Source organism: Mycobacterium sp. 852002-50816_SCH5313054-b, from assembly GCF_001667185.1.
GTDB lineage: Bacteria > Actinomycetota > Actinomycetes > Mycobacteriales > Mycobacteriaceae > Mycobacterium.
The window spans coordinates 1-15862 of record NZ_LZIC01000114.1 but is presented as its reverse complement, the minus strand read 5'-3'; the positions used below and the strand labels follow the sequence as shown (position 1 = coordinate 15862).

Below are 15862 nucleotides of genomic sequence, written 5' to 3'. Positions count from 1 at the left end.
TCCGAATCCCGCCTCGGCCGCGGCCTTGCAGCTCAATCGATTCCGGTGCGTCGTAACACGTGACTTCCCAGTGGACGACGTTGCGGAAGCCCTTGACCTTGATGCACGAGGAGACGCAGGTGCCCTTCTCGATCGTCGACGGCACGGGTCCGCGCCAGCCGCCGAAGATCGTCAGCCACTCGTCGAATCGACGCAGGTCGGACGCGAGCTTCCAGGCGGTCTCCGGTTCCACCTCGGACGACATTGAAACATCTACTCGTGCCAAGTCTTCTCGCTCCTCGTGAGACGGTCACTCTTGGGACCCGCATACCCGGCTGCGACGAAGAGGTAAACGCGGCCCTTTAGGGCCAGACCTCCTGCAACTGGTGGGCCACGTCGATGACCTGCGCGCCTTGCGACTGCGGTGAGTCGATCTCCTCGGCTACGTACGCGGCGATGAAGCGGCGGATCTCGCCGTCGACGCCGGCCAGGATGCGCAGCACCTCGCCGCGGAAGGACTTCGACGACACGTTGACCGTGATGTCGGATGGCCGCGGCTTCGCGACGTCGACGATCAGGAGCAGGGGCTCCGCGGCGCGCGCCGTGGCGCGCAATGCGATGTCTCCGGAGACCACAAACCGCTGCTTGTCGAGTCGCAGGTCCAGCAGCAGATCGATGGACAACGGGATGTGGATGACGAACGTGATGTCGTCACCCAGGCGTCGGGTTACCTTCGGGTCCTGGATCTTGACGTTGGCGCTGACCTTGGCGATACCGCCGGGCCCCTGAGCGATGGGCTCCATGGCGAACTCGTTGCCCGCTATGTCGGCGAGAGCGGCGGCGACACGCTCGGGGGTGACGGCGACCTCGAAGAATCTGCGGCCGAACTCTTCGTAGGTGACATAATCGCGATTTTGCATAGGCTTATACCGTCTCACGTCCCCTGCCGGAACGGTCGCTGATCCCCCCGCGTCGCAGCAATTTCGCGGTGGCGGCGGCCGGGATCGGGGTTGAGCGGAGTCGATGGGTTTCACGAGGATGTGACGCCCGCCCACCGTGTCCCCTGTGAAGAGCGCCACAGGGGTGGCGCTTCGATTCGGTGTGTCGGCCGGCGGCCTGGGAGGCTTGAGCTACTGGGAGGTGTTTGGAGCTGATGTGCGCCCAAAAAAATACCGAGCCGATGACCGGGCCGCGCTCGTTGGCGGCGCGGATCGAGGGTCCGCTCACCTGGCTCGGTGGCGGGCACTGGGCAGAACTGGGTGAGCGCCACGAGCGGTCTACCCACGCGGTGGCGGGCGCGGTCGTGCTGCTCGGGTCCCTGCTGGCGTGGCTGGTCGCCGGCTTGGCCGTGAGTGAGGCGACGCGGTGGCCGATGCTCGCCGTCGTGCCGCTCACGCTGGTCTTCGGGCTGCTCGTGGGCGCGGTGGCGCGCGGCACCGCCGGCGGGCCCGACGGAAGCCGGCCCGGCGTCGCCGGACGCGCGGCGGTCGCGGTGGCGGTCGGCGGCGTGGTCGGCGAGCTCGCCGCGCTCGTCATCTTCGCCGGGCCGATCGACCACCGCCTCGACGAACGGGCCTTGCGCGGCGCCGACGCGGCGCCGGGCGTCGCGCAGGCGGCCGCAGCCCTCCAACAGGCCAAGGATGCGCGCGGTGGGCTCGACCGTGCCGTCGAGCAAGCTCGCGAGCACCAGGATCAGGCCCTGGTCGTGGCGCGCTGCGAATTCCACCCCACCCCGGCCTGCCCGCAGACCCGGATCACCGGCGTGCCGGGGTCCGGGCCCGAGACCCGAACGGCGAACGAGCTTCTCGCCGATGCGCAGCATGAGCTGGACAACGCGCTGGCGGCCCGCGATCGCCAAGCGCCCGAATTGGACGCCAGGGTCACCCGTGGGGAGCTGGCCCTGACGCACGCGCGGCAAGACGCGGTCGCGGCGTCCGGCCGGGGTCTGGGCGCGCGCTGGGTGGCGATGAACGACGTGACGCTGGCCAGCCCGGGGGCGTTGGCGCTGCGGGTGGTGACGATGGCTTTCTTCGCGCTGCTTGGCCTGCTGCCGCTGATCCTGCGGCACTGGCGTGGCGAGACAACCCACGACCGCCACGCGACGGCGCGCGCGGAGCAGGAACGCGCCGAAATCGAGGCGGACACCGCGATCGCGATCAAGCGCGCGCAGGTTCGCCGCGAGGCCGAGATCATGTGGGCCGAGCACCAACTCACGCAGGCCCGGCTCGCCATCGAGGCCCAGACCGAGATCGATAAAGAAAACCAGCGCCGGCGGGTGACGGAGGCCCTCGATGCCCCGGTGCGCACGCCGTCGCAGCGTGCGTTCGAGCCGGCGGACGACGATATCTACCTGCCGATAGCCGCGGAAGCCGAGGCGGCCAGCCTGGCGATCGCCCCCGTGCCGCCCGCCGAGCCGCCCCGCGAGAACTTGCCGGCGCATGTGGAGCCGCGCGGCGAGGTCGAACCGCACGAACCGGCCGACGAGCGTGCGACGCCTTTGATTCCGTCCATCCCCGACGCCACCAGGGCCGCGGCCCGCTGGATTCGCCCGTTGGTTCCGCCGTTCGTCGCGCGGGTAATCGACAACACGACTGCGCCCCTGCGCACCGCGCGTCAGGTGTTCGAAGAGGTCGAGGAGATCCGGTTTTCGCTCAAGCGCACCCACAAGGTGACGTTCGATGCGCAAAGCACCGACAACAGCGGCCAACCCCCGCACCCGGCGGAGACCTCCCCTGCGGCCCGCATCGCGTCGTCGCGCCAACAGCGCGGCCCCGCGAACCACGAGCGGTACGCATCGATGCAGCGGGTGGCCGCGCGGGAGGCCACCACGCTGGGGCCGGCCGAGGGCAACGCCGAGCTGGTCCAGCGGGACGGCCCGCGCGAACTGCGGTCGCCCGACGGGCCGCGCCAGCTGCCGCCCGGGAAATGAGCGGCGCGCCGGACGGGTCATTCGAGTCAGCGGGATTACTTCTTTTTCACTGGGTGGTCAGCCTTCGTTAAAGTTCCGTTCGGCCACAGAGGATGCACGGTTTTCATCACTTTGCGAGAATCACCGAACTATGAGACTCGTGCTGCTGATGGCCAGTGCCGCTGTGGTGATCGGGACCGCCGCCCCGGCCTACGCCGACACCACCCCCAAAGACCAAGCCTTCCTCACCGCGCTGTCGCAAGCCGGGCTGACATACCTGAACGCCGACCGGGCGATCACGGCCGGCAAACAGGTGTGCAGCCTGGCCGACAACGGGTTGACGGGCGAGGAGATCGTCAAGAACCTGCAGGACCGCAACCCTGGGTTCCAGGGCCAGGGCGCGGCCAAATTCGCGGCGATCGCGGCCTCCGCGTACTGCCCCGAAAAGCTGACCCAGGCCGAGGACCCGGGCGCCACGCCGAAGCCCAGCGGCGCATAGCGAAAAGATCCGCCGCGCGCCCAACGGCCGCGCGCGTGCGGGGCCGCGGCAGCCGATCCACCCGAAGGTATGATCCTCCCGACAAGATCGGGGGACGGATCGCGTGGATCTCGTAAGGCGGTGGCCATGGCAGGGCAGGGTCTTGCGGTGAGTACCGCAAGAGCGATCGTGGCTCCGGTCTACGCATGAAGATCACCCTGTTCCTCGCGGACGCGGCGCAGGCCGACGCGCAATCGGGCAAGGTCCATGCCCTGGGGCTGGGCTGGCGGCAGTGCCAAACGCCCACTCCCCCTTTCGCTTTGGTGTTGTTCCTGGACATCGACTGGGACGAGACCAACAAGCCGCACAAGCTGAGTTGCCAGCTGTTGACCACCGACGGCGACCCGGTGGTGGTGATGGGAACACAGGGGCCCCAGCGGATCTCCTTTGAAGCCTCCGCGGAGGCCGGGCGCCCGCCGGGGGCGATTCACGGCACCTCGGTTCGCATGCCGCTCACGCTCAACATCCCGGCCGGAATACCGCTGGAGCCGGGGATCTACGAGTGGCGGGTGGAGGTCGACGGTTTCGAGCAGGCGACCGCGGTGGAGGCGTTTGTGGTGGTCGGCGCCGCGCACCCGCCGGCGGCACCCGCCTAGCCGCGAGGGTGCGGTTACCGATGCGGCCGCCCGAGAAATGTGTCGCCAGTTGCACTCTCGCGTGACCGGCGCGGACTGACGGAGGGACTACTCGTCGCCGAAGGCCGCGTGGAGCTCGGGCAAGAACCCGGCCAGGTGGTTCATCTCCTGGGCGCAGTGCACCAGCAGGTTGCGGCCGCCGGCCACCGGGTCGCCCAGTATCCGCGACGCGACGGGGCGCACCGCCTTGGACGCGACGCCCGGGGCCTTGCGCAAGGCGATGTGCGGCCCGCCCATCCAGAACCGTGACCGCATCTCGGCGCCGTTGGGCGTCGACCTGATGTGGTGGATGAACCATCCGACGTCGACCGGCGCGTCGCCGGAGCCCAGCCGCGCGCAAATCGCCACCGCGTCGTCGCCGTCGGGCGGACAGCCCATCTCGGTCGGCTCGACGAATTGGATTGCGCCGTTAAGCAGTGTGGAGCCGATGTACTCGCTGATGATCGACCAGCGGCCGATGTAGCGCCGGGCGCGCTGACGACCGGCATCATCGCCGTCTTTCCAGGCGGCCGACAGATGCGCGCGCGGATGCCACAGCTTGTAGCGGCGGGTGTCGCAGCCGTGCCAGCCGAACCACCATGACCACATCGCCGGGGTGACCCCGGGCATGTCGGTGCGCACCGATACCTGGAAGCTGCCGTCTTCGAGAACGCCGTAGCCGTTCTCGGTCTGCTGGTAGCCCCGCTCGGCGACGCGGGCGGCGTCCCCGAAAGCCAACAGCGCCATTCCCCCTTGCGGGCCGTGCTGTAGCGCCTCGACGACATGCGCTGGGAGCGGGGCCATCTCGGGCTTGAAGAACTTGCCGAACGGCGTGTTCGCGTCGTCGTTGCGGTAACCGAGGTAAACCTCGCCGGTCATCAGAGTCGCCCCATCCAGGCGTTGAACAGGCCGTCGGGGTCATACGTGGCGCGCGCCTTGTCCAGCCGCGCCATCGCCTGGTCGCTGGCGAACTTCGCCGGGCGCCGGCCGAGGTTCTCGTCGGCAAGCTGAATCCCGGTGGCCAGTCCGGACATGGCGGCCATGTTGGATCCCGCCCAGTCGCCGTACTTGTCGTCGTCGGCGGCGTCCTTCCAGGAGCCGTAGAGGGCCAGGTAGATCTCGTCTTCGATGCTGTAGGCCATGTCTTGGCGCGCCGGCGACGGCCCCCAGTTCAGCCAGAGGAAGTGGGATGGAGCCGGCGGCATCGTGTCGAGGATCTTGTGGATGCCCGGCAGCAGCTCGTCCGCCGACGCCGATGTCCACATGTTGTCCGCCGTGTACCGGTGGTCGTCCAGATAGTGGGTCATCACCGCCGTGAACCAGGTGGGCAAATCGCTTGGCATGTAAGGAACTTTCAGCAACGCTTTATCCACGACCGGGCACGTTTCGAATATCGCGAGGGCCTTTTGGGCTTCCTCTTCGGAGTCGGCGAACGCCGGCGACGCGAACGCGATGCCGGGGCCGTCGATGCCCATCTCCGAGAGGCTGCGGGTCGCGATGGCCTGCATCTCGACGCGGCGGTCCACTTCGGCGCTGATGCCGCGGGCCCAGGTGTAAACCTCGTCGGCGACGTCCCACGGGTAGACGTACACGCTGGTGCCGCAGGCCGCGGGGCGTGGGTACAGCTTCAGGTAAAACGACGTGACGACGCCGAAGAAGCCCGGACCGGCCCCGCGGGCAGCGAAGTAGAGGTCGGGGTGATTCTCCGCGTCGCAGTGGATCTGTTCGCCGTCGGCGGTGATGACGTCGAGCCCCACGACGCTCTCGCACGCCGGGCCGTAGATGCGGCTGTTCCAGCCGTACCCGCCCTGCAGCAGGTACCCGCCGAGGCAGACGCCCTTGCAGTGGCCGCCCGGGAAGAACAGGTTTTGCGCCTCCAGGTCGGCCATGAGCAGGCTGCCACCCTTGCCCGGCCCGACGACGGCGGTCTTTTGCTCGGCGTCGATCCTCGCGTGATCGAGGCGGCTGACGTCCAGCAGCACCGCGCCGTCTCGCAGGTGGCTGGCCGCGAAGCTGTGCCCACCCGAAACGACGTTGACCTGGTGGCCGTTGGCCTTGGCGTAGCGCAGACCCGCGACGATGTCCTGGGCATCGAGGGCCTGCACGATCATCTCCGGATACCGGTCGGGCACCTTTTGGTGCCACACGGTGCCTTGGCGGGCGGCCTCGTAGCCGTCATCGCTGCGGAAAAAGTGTCGCCCGGCCGGCAGCACGCTCATCGGAGCTCCTTTGGATCCACAATACGGTTCTTGGTAGACCGCATTGCGGAACACTATAGTGTCACCGTGGCTGCCATGGAAGAGAATTCGCCGACTGGTCGCGACGAAGGCATCCAGGTGTTGCGTCGCGCCGCCGCCGCGCTGGACGAGATCGCCGCCGAGCCGGGACGCCTCCGCCTGGTCGACCTCGGCGACCGGCTTGGGCTCGCGAAGTCGACGGCTCGCCGCCTGCTGGTGGGCCTGGTCGAGGTCGGGTTGGCCACAGTCGACGCGCAGGGCCGCTTTTCCCTCGGCGAGCGCTTGTTGGGGTTCGGGAGGGCCGACGGGGCGCAGATCGCCACGATCTTCCGCCCGACGATCGAGCGAGTGGCGCGTGCGACCGACGACGAGACGGTCGACCTGTCGGTACTGCGGGGCCAGCGGATGTGGTTCGTCGACCAGATCGAATCGTCGCACCGCCTTCGGGCGGTCTCGGCCGTCGGCGTCCGCTTCCCGCTCGAGTCCACCGCCAACGGAAAGGCGGCCCTCGCCGCTCTCGACGAGGCCGACGCGGAGGCCGCCCTGTCTCGATTCGGCCGCGAGTCGCTGCGCGCCGAGATCGCCGAGATCCGGCGCACCGGGATCGCCTTCGACCGCGACGAACACACTCCCGGGATCTCGGCGGCCGCGATCGCGCGGCGCGCCGTGGGTGACAACGTGGTGGCGATTTCGGTTCCGGCCCCCACCGAGCGCTTTCGCGAGAAGGAGGGGCGCATCATCGACGCGTTGCGGGCGGCGGCCGACTCGGCGGCCTGGACGCGTTGAAGTAGCCGGCTCGGTGGATGCTGGCGACGGCCGCGGTACCCCCCAACGGACCCCGGCCGCGCCAAGTCCTAACCTCTCCTCAGCAGCCCACCGCGGCCGACCCGGCGAACAGCGAACCCCACTCCCGACGGGCCGCCGACTGCGCGTCGTCGAAGCTGGGCGTCTTCTCACCTTCCCCGGCCAGGTGGACAAGCGCCCACGCCATGGCGAACACCGGAACCTTGTGACGCAGTGCCGCACTGTGCAACTCATCGAAAGCCGCCTGCGAGGGGCAGCGGCGAAGTCCGATGAGAATGCCTCGCGCGGTGTCGAGAATACGGCCGGAATTCGGGCCGTACGAAGTCTGGGCGGGAACCCAGTTCGCCATCATGCTGTCGATACCTCCTGTTGCGCCGGAACGAAATCCGCTACGCGCGTAGCGGAAGAGAATCCGTTCGGTACGCATCGCCGCGCCGGTGATTCTCAAAAGGCGCCCTGTGCAATGATTTGCGGATCGAACGAGTTTGTGCCAGACCGCCGCCCGGATCGATATCCGCTTGTGATCGTTTCGGGATCGAGCGAATCAGTCTGCGAGGGCTAACACTTCGTCGAATCCGGCGACCAGGGCTTCATAGAACATGTCGTAGTCGGGTATGGCGGCGGTATCGATGTCGATGCCCAGAGCGCATGTGTCGACGTAGGTGAGCAGTGTGACGTTGACCGCCGCGCCGATCGTCGGTCCGAACGCGTATTGCGCGCGCACCGGGGCGCCGCCCAGGAAGACCGGCACCGGCACGCCGGGCACGTCGCTGGCAAGGAAATCGACGTGGCGCAGCACGGAGCCGATGTACCAGCGCGGCATCAAGTTCAACGCGCCGGCGATCAGCTGGGTGTACGGCAGGGACCGTTCGGCGCGTACCGCGCCGGCGCGCTCATGGATTGCCTGAATGCGTGCCGCCGGCTCGGTCTCGCCCGCGGGAACGTCGAACCGCATCAGCGTGATCCGGTTGCCGCCCATGTCATCGGACGCCGTCCGCAAGCTGATGGGCATCGTGAGGTGGAGGTCGCCGATCTCGACGTCGTGCTTTTCGTGGTAGCGGCGCAGGCCGCCGGCGACCCCGGCGACGAACGCATCGTTGAGGGCACCACCGGAGCGGTGCGCCGCCTCGCGCAGTTGCTGCATCGGCACCTGGTGCACCATCAGGCGACGGATCAGGCCGCGTTCGGTGAGCAGCGGAGAACCGGGGCGGCTTATCGGACGAACGGTCCGATAGAACGATGCCGCGGTGGCCGCCGCCGAGCGGGCCGTCGCGACGGGCCGGCGCACGCCGCCGTAGAGCAGTCGCGGGGTCGCTTTGACCGCTCCCGCGACGGCGTTCGCCAGCAGCCCGGCGTCATAGCTCCAGGTATCGCGATAGGCCGCGAGCCACGATGGCCGCGCTACCTCCGGTTCGGGCGGCAGCGGTTCGCGCCGGCGCAACTCCTCGGAGAGGTTGAACAGATGCATCGCGATCTGCACGCCGCCGATCCCGTCGGTGAGGGCATGATGGAACTTGCAAACCAGCGCAGCGCCACCGTCTTCCAGGCCATCGATGAGAGTCGTCTCCCACAGCGGCCGGGCCCTGTCGAAGTCCTGCATCTCGGCCAGCCGGGCCAGCTCGAGGACGTCATCGAGCGTGCCGGCCCCGCGGGCGGCGGCCCGCCGGACGTGATAGTCGAGGTCGAAGTCCGGGGCGAACTCCCAGTGCGGCGGGGCCGGCGGCGGCGACGGCACCACCCGTTGCCGAAACATGGGAAGTTTGCGGCTGATCAGGTCGAAGCGTTCGCGCACTTCGGCCCAGTCGGGCGAGCGCTCCAGCAGCACGACGCTGACCACGGTTGATCTCAGCCGTGGATCGCTTTCCATCGCCCAGGTGAAGGCGTCGCTGTTGCGCAGGAATCCGGTCATCGCATGCTCCGGTGACCAACCTACGACGCGCGGCGGCAAAGGTCAGCAGATCCTTGGCAGCCAATGACTTTGGTCCCTCTAGATCGGGTCCTTCGTCCGCGGCGCCGCGGCTATGACGACTTGGCGGCCTCGGAATCGGCGAACTCGCAGAACGCCGAGTAGGCGCGCGCGCCGTAAATGGTGGCCGGACCGCCGTGCATGAGGAAGGTGACGCCGATGGCCTCGGCGGCTTCCTCCCGGGTGGCGCCGGCGCGGGCGGCCCCCTGCGCGTGCGAGGCGATGCAGCCATCGCAGCCCTCGACGACCCCGATTGCCAGCGCTATGAGCTCCTTGATCTTGCGGCTCAGCGCCCCATCGGTCAGGGCGGCGCCGCTCAGGGCCGCGAACCCTTGGTAGACCTCGGGGATCTGCTTGCGAAGCGCGCGGTGCTGCGGCAGCAGGTCCTGCAGGACTTCGTGGTGATGCTGGTGATCCGACATTGCCCGGGCCCGCTGTTCAGTGGTGAACTGCGGGCTTGAGGGAGTCGATGGCCGCCTTCAGCTTGTCCGTGACCTCGTCGGCGACCGGACGCAGTTCCGGCTCGCCGGTGACCTCGACCAGCAGCCCGGGATTCATGGCCTCGACCAGCACCGTGCCGGCGTGGTCGGGGTCGGTCCGCACGACGACATTGCAGGGCAGCAGCAGGCCGATCTGGCGTCGCGCGTCCAGGGCCCGGTGCGCCAGCGGCGGGTTGCAGGCGCCGAGGATCAGGTAGTCCTCCATGTCATGGCCGAGTTTCGCCTTCAGCGTGGCCTTCACGTCGATCTCGGTGAGCACACCGAACCCCTGCTCGGCGAGCGCCGCGCGGGTCCTGGCGACCGCGTCCTCGAACGAGGTCTGCAGCGGTGTCGAAATGGCGAGATTCATCATGGCTTCCTTCCGTTTGTGGCCGTCGCCGCCGGGCGCTCAGGCGAGCGCCAGGAACAGCTTCTCCAGCTCGGCCTCGCTCAGCGGTGTCGCGCCGTCCGCGGTGGTACCCGTGACGCATTCCTTCAACCCGGTCGCGACGATCTTGAACCCGGCGCGGTCCAGGGCACGCGAAACCGCCGCGAGCTGGGTGACGACGTCCTTGCAGTCGCGGCCCTGCTCGATCATCGAGATCACCCCGGCAAGCTGGCCCTGCGCCCGCCGCAGCCGGTTGAGCACCGCGGCGATGCTGTCTTGATCACCAATCACTGGATTCCTCCGTCTCGTTTGTCGCTACGAACAGGGTACCCGGTGGGGTATCGACTGATCTATATGCGGAATATACCCCATAGGGTATCTGTTGTCACGGGCAAGCATCTGAGAGAAAGAAAGCACCATGACAACCGCCACCCTCACCCGCCAGACGTTCGAATCGACCATCGTCGACAATCCGCTTGTGCTGGTTGATTTTTGGGCGGCGTACTGCCGCCCCTGTCAGGCCTTCGCGCCGGTTTACGATCGTTCGGCGCAGGCACACCCCGACGTCGTGCACGCCAAGGTCGACACCCAGGCCGAGCCGGAGCTGGCCGCCGCGCTGGGCATCCGCGCCGTCCCGACCATCATGGCGTTTCGGGACGGCGTGCTGGTCTACAGCCGACCCGGTGCGATGCCTCCCGCCGTGCTCGAAGACCTCATCAGCCAGGTGAAATCGCTCGACATGAACGCGGCGCGCGCCAAGATCGCCGCCCGCAAGGCCGCGGTGGCCGGCTGATCGGGGGAGGCGGCGACGCGGGCCGCCTCAGAGGATGGCCCGGCGATCCTTCGCCCCGGCGATGTCGTCCCAGTCGACGCCGAGCTCCAGCAGAATCTCCTCGGTGTGCTGCCCGTGCTCCGGGGCGCGGGCGGGCGCCGGTGGGGTTTCGCCGAACTGAACGGGCGCCGCGACGATGCGGTACTTCTCCCCGTGGTCGTCGACGTTGGTCACCACGTACCCGTTGGGTTCGACCTGCGGGTCGTTGAGGGTCTCGCGTGGCGTCGCGAGCGCGCCCCACACGCCGGGTTCGTCCGCGAGAACCTCCTGCCAGTGCACAAGGTCATGGCGGGCAAAGGCGTTCGCCACGAGCTCGGTCGCCGCGGCGGCGTTGGCGATCAGGTTGCTCGACGGCACAAACCGCTCGTCGGTGGCCAATTCCGCCAGGCCCATCCGCGCACAGAAGCCGGCCCAGAACTTGTCGGGCTGCAGGAACACCAGCTGAATCCACCTGCCGTCCTTGGTTTTGTACCGGTTCACCAGGGGGTTGATGGCCAGCCCGGGCGGCGCACCGGGAATGCCGTCGATATCGAAGAAATCGGCCGCCGAAATCGACGGCGCGATCGCCCACATCGCTTGTGCCAGCAGCGATGAGTCCACGATCGTCGGCTCGCCGGTCCGTTCCCGGTGGAACAACGCCGCGCACACGCCGCCGGCCAACGTTGCGCCGCCCTGCAGGTCCCCGAACGCGGGCCCCTGGACGGCGGGCGTGTCGGTGCCGAACGGGGTGAGCGTGTACGCCACCCCACCGCGCGCCAAGTACGTGGCGGCGTCGAACCCGCCGCGATCCCGGTCCGGGCCCCGGACCCCCAGCCCGGTACCGCGGGCGATGATGATCTTCGGGTTGAACCCGCGGACGTCGTCGACGGTCAGTCGCGCCCGCTCGAGCGCGCCGGGCAGCCAATTGGTCAGGAACACATCCGCACTGGCCAGCAGGCGGCCGAAGAGCTCGCGGCCCAGCTCGGACTTGATGTCGATCGCGATGCTGCGCTTGCCCCGGTTGCCCAATTCGAGGATGAAATCGGCGTCGGGGCGGGCCGCTTCGCGGGTGAAGCCGCCGACCACCAGCGCGCGCCCGGGGTCCCCCGCGGCGACGCCTTCCACCTTGATCACGTCGGCGCCCCAGTCGGCGAGGGCGGCACCGGCCGAGGGAACGTAGGTCCACGATGCCAACTCGACCACCCGGACACCGCTCAGCACGCCGGACAAGCCAACCCCCTCGGTCGTCTTTCTTGCTATTTTAAGTATTCTAGCTACCCTAAGGGATATCGAGAGCCCGGCTGTGGCCACGCGCAGTTTTCGTGGAAGACATGTGAAGGAGCCGACCATTTGGTCGCTCCGCCTCCGCGATGCCGTGCGCGCGCCCGTTCCCCGCTCTTTGGCACCGAATAGCTTTGGCCCCCAACGCGAATCGCTGGTGTAGGCAGCGGGCAAAGGACGGGATATGGGCAGGGTTACTGGCAAGGTGGCGGTCATCAGCGGGGCCGCGCGCGGCCAGGGCCGTTCCCATGCGCGGCTGCTGGCCGCGGAGGGTGCCGACATCATCGCGGTCGACCTGTGCGCGGACATCGAGACGAACGAGTACCCGCTGGCGCGTCCCGAGGATCTCGATGAGACGGCGCGGCTGGTAGAGAAGGAGGGGCAGCGCGCGTTCACCGCCGTCGCCGACGTCCGCGACCGGGTGGCCCTGGCCGCCGCGATCGATCAGGGGGTGGCCGAGTTCGGCCACCTCGACATCGTGGTTGCCAACGCCGGCATCTGCCCGCTCACCGCGGGCCTTCCGCCGCAGGCGTTCGCCGACGCGGTCGATGTCGACCTGGTGGGCGTGCTCAACCTGGTGCACACGAGCCTGAAGCATCTGCGCGCCGGCGCGTCGATCATCGTGATCGGGTCGAACGCGGCCTTCATGTCGTCGTTGAACACCGGCGGCGGTGTGGCCGGAGGCCCCGGAGGAGCCGGATACGCCTTCGCGAAACTGGCTGGCGCGCACTATGTCCACGATTTCGCTTTGGCGCTTGCACCGTTCAGCATCCGGATGAACGCGGTCCATCCGACGAATGTCAACACCGACATGCTGCACAGCGCGCCGATGTACCGCGCGTTCCGGCCCGATCTGAAGGAGCCGACCCGCGAGGACGCCGAACCGGTCTTCCCGGTGGTCCAGGCGATGCCCATCCCGTACGTCGAACCCGAGGACATCAGCGAGGCCGTGCTGTTTTTGGCGTCCGACGCGGCGCGCTACATCACCGGTCAGCAGCTCCGCGTGGACGGGGGCGGCTTCCTCAAGGTCAAGCCGTGGTCGGGCGGCTGAAAGGCGGCGTCACCAATCGTGTTGGGGTGCAAAAAGACTGGAGGGCATAGGTGAGCGACGGACAGGCCGCAACGGACGTCGAACGTCGCCTCTACGAATTGATGATCCTGATGAAGGCCGCCGACGACCGGCTGTCCAAGGGCATCGGCACCGGCGAATTCATGTGCGTGTATTGGCCGTCGCGTGGGCAAGAGGCGATCGCCGCGGCGCTGGGGCTGGCGCTGCGGCCCGACGACCAGTTGGTGACGACCTACCGCGGGCTGCACGATCTGATCGGCAAGGGCGTCCCGCTCGAGGAGATCTACGGCGAGATGATGGGCCGCACCGTCGGCGCGAGCCGGGGCAAGGGCGGCACCATGCACATCGCCAAGCCCGACAAGGGCGTCATGCTCTCGACCGGGATCGTGGGTGCCGGCCCTCCGGTTGCCGTCGGGTTGGCGATGGCCGGCAAGCGCAAGGGCCTCGACCGGGTCACGGCGGTCAGCTTCGGCGACGGAGCGACGAACACCGGCTCGTTTCACGAGGCGGCCAACATGGCCGCGCTGTGGGACCTGCCGCTGGTGTTTGTGTGCCAGAACAATCTGTTCGCCGAGATGACGCCGACCTCGGACACGATGAAGCTCGAGCACGTCGCCCAACGGGCGGCCGGCTACGGCATGCCGGGCGTCCGCATCGACGGCAACGACCCACTGGCGGTGAAATCCGCGCTCGAAGAGGCCCTGCGGCGGGCGCGCGCCGGCGAGGGCCCCACGTTCCTCGAGTGCGTGACGTTCCGCTTCCGCGGCCACTACTTCGGTGACCGGATGCCCTACATCCCCAAGGAGCAGCTGGCCGCCGCCATGGCCGCCGATCCGGTGCCGCGGTTCCGCGAACACCTCGCGCAGGCCGGAATCTGCAGCGAGGACGAACTCGACCGCATCGACAACGAGGCGCTGCGGAAAGTGGAGGACGCCCTGGCCACGGTCATGGGTGCGGAGTCCCCATCGAGCGACGAACTCGACCGCGACGTCTACGCGACCCCGATCGGGTTTCCGGTATGACGCATGAACAAGAGATGACGATGCGCGAGGCGCTGAACCTCGCACTCGACGAGGCGCTGGGCGCCGACGACCGAGTGTTCCTGCTCGGTGAGGACATTGCCGATCCCGGCGCCTCGGGACCCACGGCGGGGTTGTCCACCAAGTACGGCCACGACCGGGTCCTGGATACGCCCATCTCGGAGGCCGCGATCGTGGGCGCCGCGATCGGCGCGGCGATCGACGGGATGCTGCCCGTGGCCGAGATCATGATCATGGACTTCATCGGCATCGCCGCCGACCAGCTCATCAACAACGCCGCCAAGCTGCGGTTCATGACCGCGGGCCGGACGACCGCGCCGATCACCATCCGCACCCAGGTCTACGCCGGGCTGGCCACCGGGGCCACGCACTCGCAGAGCCTGGAGGCGTGGTTCATGCACATTCCGGGGATGAAGGTCATCGTGCCGTCCACCCCGCGCGACGGCAAGGGCCTTCTGACAGCGGCGATCTTCGATCCGGACCCCTGCCTGTTCATCGAGACCATCCGGCTGCAGGGCAAAAAGGGGCCCGTCCCGGTCGAACCCGGATTCTCAATTCCCCTGGGGCAGGCCGACATCAAGCGGCCCGGCACCGACGTGACGCTGATCGCATACGGCCGTCCCGTGCACGACGCGCTCGCGGCGGCGGCCACGCTGGCCGAACGGGGCGTCAGCGCCGAGGTCGTGGATCTGCGCACCCTGGTGCCGCTCGACGTCGAGACCATCGTGGAATCCGCCCGCCGCACCGGACGGGTCGTGATCGTGCACGACGCGGTCCAATTCGCCGGCCCCGGAGCGGAAATCGCCGCGATCCTGCAATCCGAGCTGTTCGGCGAGCTGGCGGCACCCGTCGAACGGGTGGCTGCCAGGTTCGTCCCCAACCCGGCCGCGGCCGCGCTCGAGGCGCAGATGTACCCGTCGCCGCCTCGCATCGTCGCGGCCGCCGAGCGCACGCTCGCGAGAGCTAAAACGCATGGCTGACTTCGTCATTCGCATCCCACGCGTGTCGGTGGCCATCTCGGAAGCCGAACTCACCGATCTTCTCGTGGCTGCCGGTGAGCACGTCGAGGAGGGCACACCGATCTATGTGATCGCCACCGAGAAGGTGGAACAGGAAATCGAAGCCGGCGCGTCGGGCGTCGTGCAATGGACCGGACAGGTCGGAGCCACTTACGACATCGGCGCCGAAATCGGCGTCATCACTTCATAAACCGAAAAAGCGAAAGGTGAGGCTACATGGATCTCAACGAGACCCGCGAGAGAATCGTCTACGAAAAGGAAGGCCCGATCGCCCGCGTCACACTCAACTGGCCGGAGAAGGCGAACGCCCAGGACCAGAAGCTGGCCGAGGAAGTCGACGCCGCGCTCCTCGACGCGGACCGCGACTACGACATCAAGGTCCTCATCCTCAAGGCCAACGGCAAGGGCTTCTGCTCCGGGCATGCCATCGGCAACAACGCGGTCGACTATCCGGCGTTCGTCGAGGGCGCCAAGGTGATGGGCACGCCGTGGAAGCCGCAGACCGACCTGTTCGTCAAGCCGATCCTGAACCTGTGGGAGTTCTCCAAGCCGACCATCGCGGCCGTGCACGGCTACTGCGTCGGCGGCGGCACCCACTACGGGCTGACGACCGACATCGTCATCGCCGCAGAGGACGCGTACTTCTCCTATCCGCCCTTGCAGGGATTCGGGATGCCGTCGGGCGAATGCTCGATCGAGCCGTGGGTTTTCATGAACTGGCGGCGCGCG

20 protein-coding genes are annotated in these 15862 nt (G+C 68.2%); 10 read left to right on the top strand and 10 right to left on the bottom strand.

The genetic code is table 11. The features are described from left to right. Both A5787_RS20875 and A5787_RS20870 read right to left on the bottom strand, forming a co-directional pair. The coding region (locus tag A5787_RS20875; RefSeq protein ID WP_197507315.1) for an SRPBCC family protein at positions 1-265 on the bottom strand (265 nt) is incomplete at its 3' end. Between the two features lie 76 nt (positions 266-341). Continuing rightward, positions 342-899: a hypothetical protein gene (locus tag A5787_RS20870; protein WP_066970545.1), complete on the bottom strand. Its 558-nt coding sequence runs from the start codon at positions 897-899 to the stop codon at positions 342-344. Between the two features lie 233 nt (positions 900-1132). Between A5787_RS20870 and A5787_RS20865 the strand changes: the two genes are divergently transcribed. The 3 genes from A5787_RS20865 (at position 1133) to A5787_RS20855 (ending at position 4021) form a co-directional block, all read left to right on the top strand. Further along, positions 1133-2908 (top strand): DUF4407 domain-containing protein, encoded by a 1776-nt coding sequence (locus A5787_RS20865; RefSeq protein WP_066970543.1) that lies wholly within the window; start codon positions 1133-1135, stop codon positions 2906-2908. Between the two features lie 130 nt (positions 2909-3038). Next, positions 3039-3386: a DUF732 domain-containing protein gene (locus A5787_RS20860; RefSeq protein WP_066970541.1), complete on the top strand. Its 348-nt coding sequence runs from the start codon at positions 3039-3041 to the stop codon at positions 3384-3386. 185 nt (positions 3387-3571) lie between these two features. Beyond that, the gene (locus tag A5787_RS20855; RefSeq protein ID WP_066970538.1) at positions 3572-4021 is read left to right on the top strand and encodes a hypothetical protein; all 450 of its coding nucleotides are present in this window, start codon (positions 3572-3574) and stop codon (positions 4019-4021) included. An 87-nt stretch (positions 4022-4108) separates the two neighbouring features. Here the strand turns inward: A5787_RS20855 and A5787_RS20850 are convergent, their stop codons facing one another. Further along, positions 4109-4918, bottom strand: coding sequence for a DAPG hydrolase family protein (locus A5787_RS20850; protein ID WP_066970536.1), 810 nt, complete (start codon positions 4916-4918; stop codon positions 4109-4111). Further along, positions 4918-6258, bottom strand: coding sequence for an FAD-binding oxidoreductase (locus tag A5787_RS20845; protein ID WP_066970534.1), 1341 nt, complete (start codon positions 6256-6258; stop codon positions 4918-4920). The genes A5787_RS20850 and A5787_RS20845 overlap by 1 nt, the downstream gene beginning before the upstream one ends. Positions 6259-6333: 75 nt before the next feature. On the opposite strand from A5787_RS20845, the gene A5787_RS20840 reads away from it, so the two are divergent. Next, a complete protein-coding gene (locus A5787_RS20840; protein WP_066970532.1) occupies positions 6334-7062 on the top strand; it encodes an IclR family transcriptional regulator in 729 nt (242 codons plus the stop codon). Between the two features lie 79 nt (positions 7063-7141). On the opposite strand, the gene A5787_RS20835 is transcribed toward A5787_RS20840, so the two are convergent. From A5787_RS20835 to A5787_RS20815, 5 genes are all read right to left on the bottom strand, one after another. After that, on the bottom strand, positions 7142-7432 hold the full coding sequence (locus A5787_RS20835; RefSeq protein WP_066970530.1) for an ANTAR domain-containing protein: 291 nt from the start codon (positions 7430-7432) through the stop codon (positions 7142-7144). 192 nt (positions 7433-7624) lie between these two features. Next, entirely contained in the window at positions 7625-8989 is a 1365-nt protein-coding gene (locus tag A5787_RS20830) for a wax ester/triacylglycerol synthase domain-containing protein (protein WP_066970528.1), read from the bottom strand. 110 nt (positions 8990-9099) lie between these two features. After that, the gene (locus A5787_RS20825; RefSeq protein WP_066970526.1) at positions 9100-9468 is read right to left on the bottom strand and encodes a carboxymuconolactone decarboxylase family protein; all 369 of its coding nucleotides are present in this window, start codon (positions 9466-9468) and stop codon (positions 9100-9102) included. 16 nt (positions 9469-9484) lie between these two features. Further along, complete coding sequence (locus A5787_RS20820; RefSeq protein WP_066970547.1) at positions 9485-9895, bottom strand: DUF302 domain-containing protein; 411 nt, start codon at positions 9893-9895, stop codon at positions 9485-9487. A 39-nt stretch (positions 9896-9934) separates the two neighbouring features. Next, entirely contained in the window at positions 9935-10204 is a 270-nt protein-coding gene (locus tag A5787_RS20815; protein ID WP_066970524.1) for a metal-sensitive transcriptional regulator, read from the bottom strand. Positions 10205-10331: 127 nt separating this feature from the next. Between A5787_RS20815 and A5787_RS20810 the strand changes: the two genes are divergently transcribed. Beyond that, positions 10332-10706, top strand: a complete 375-nt coding sequence (locus A5787_RS20810) for a co-chaperone YbbN (protein WP_066970522.1) — start codon at positions 10332-10334, stop codon at positions 10704-10706. Positions 10707-10733: 27 nt separating this feature from the next. Here A5787_RS20810 and A5787_RS20805 read toward each other — a convergent pair whose 3' ends face one another. Then, positions 10734-11954: a CaiB/BaiF CoA-transferase family protein gene (locus A5787_RS20805; protein WP_066970520.1), complete on the bottom strand. Its 1221-nt coding sequence runs from the start codon at positions 11952-11954 to the stop codon at positions 10734-10736. Positions 11955-12189: 235 nt separating this feature from the next. Between A5787_RS20805 and A5787_RS20800 the strand changes: the two genes are divergently transcribed. The 5 genes from A5787_RS20800 to A5787_RS20780 all read left to right on the top strand — a co-directional run. Next, positions 12190-13056, top strand: coding sequence for a mycofactocin-coupled SDR family oxidoreductase (locus A5787_RS20800; RefSeq protein ID WP_066970518.1), 867 nt, complete (start codon positions 12190-12192; stop codon positions 13054-13056). A gap of 101 nt (positions 13057-13157) precedes the next feature. Beyond that, positions 13158-14096, top strand: coding sequence for a thiamine pyrophosphate-dependent dehydrogenase E1 component subunit alpha (locus A5787_RS20795; protein WP_082977351.1), 939 nt, complete (start codon positions 13158-13160; stop codon positions 14094-14096). After that, on the top strand, positions 14093-15094 hold the full coding sequence (locus A5787_RS20790; RefSeq protein WP_066970514.1) for an alpha-ketoacid dehydrogenase subunit beta: 1002 nt from the start codon (positions 14093-14095) through the stop codon (positions 15092-15094). Before A5787_RS20795 ends, A5787_RS20790 begins: the two co-directional genes overlap by 4 nt. Next, a complete protein-coding gene (locus A5787_RS20785; protein WP_066970511.1) occupies positions 15087-15323 on the top strand; it encodes a lipoyl domain-containing protein in 237 nt (78 codons plus the stop codon). Before A5787_RS20790 ends, A5787_RS20785 begins: the two co-directional genes overlap by 8 nt. Before the next feature lie 26 nt (positions 15324-15349). Further along, positions 15350-15862 (top strand): enoyl-CoA hydratase/isomerase family protein (locus A5787_RS20780; protein ID WP_197507313.1); only part of this gene is annotated, 513 nt, incomplete at its 3' end.

Coding starts and splice junctions, on each gene's coding strand:
- A5787_RS20870 (WP_066970545.1), bottom strand. CDS start 899: ATGCAAAATCGCGATTATGTCACCTACGAAGAGTTCGGCCGCAGATTC.
- A5787_RS20865 (WP_066970543.1), top strand. CDS start 1,133: ATGTGCGCCCAAAAAAATACCGAGCCGATGACCGGGCCGCGCTCGTTG.
- A5787_RS20860 (WP_066970541.1), top strand. CDS start 3,039: ATGAGACTCGTGCTGCTGATGGCCAGTGCCGCTGTGGTGATCGGGACC.
- A5787_RS20855 (WP_066970538.1), top strand. CDS start 3,572: ATGAAGATCACCCTGTTCCTCGCGGACGCGGCGCAGGCCGACGCGCAA.
- A5787_RS20850 (WP_066970536.1), bottom strand. CDS start 4,918: ATGACCGGCGAGGTTTACCTCGGTTACCGCAACGACGACGCGAACACG.
- A5787_RS20845 (WP_066970534.1), bottom strand. CDS start 6,258: ATGAGCGTGCTGCCGGCCGGGCGACACTTTTTCCGCAGCGATGACGGC.
- A5787_RS20840 (WP_066970532.1), top strand. CDS start 6,334: ATGGAAGAGAATTCGCCGACTGGTCGCGACGAAGGCATCCAGGTGTTG.
- A5787_RS20835 (WP_066970530.1), bottom strand. CDS start 7,432: ATGATGGCGAACTGGGTTCCCGCCCAGACTTCGTACGGCCCGAATTCC.
- A5787_RS20830 (WP_066970528.1), bottom strand. CDS start 8,989: ATGACCGGATTCCTGCGCAACAGCGACGCCTTCACCTGGGCGATGGAA.
- A5787_RS20825 (WP_066970526.1), bottom strand. CDS start 9,468: ATGTCGGATCACCAGCATCACCACGAAGTCCTGCAGGACCTGCTGCCG.
- A5787_RS20820 (WP_066970547.1), bottom strand. CDS start 9,895: ATGAATCTCGCCATTTCGACACCGCTGCAGACCTCGTTCGAGGACGCG.
- A5787_RS20810 (WP_066970522.1), top strand. CDS start 10,332: ATGACAACCGCCACCCTCACCCGCCAGACGTTCGAATCGACCATCGTC.
- A5787_RS20800 (WP_066970518.1), top strand. CDS start 12,190: ATGGGCAGGGTTACTGGCAAGGTGGCGGTCATCAGCGGGGCCGCGCGC.
- A5787_RS20795 (WP_082977351.1), top strand. CDS start 13,158: ATGATCCTGATGAAGGCCGCCGACGACCGGCTGTCCAAGGGCATCGGC.
- A5787_RS20790 (WP_066970514.1), top strand. CDS start 14,093: ATGACGCATGAACAAGAGATGACGATGCGCGAGGCGCTGAACCTCGCA.
- A5787_RS20785 (WP_066970511.1), top strand. CDS start 15,087: ATGGCTGACTTCGTCATTCGCATCCCACGCGTGTCGGTGGCCATCTCG.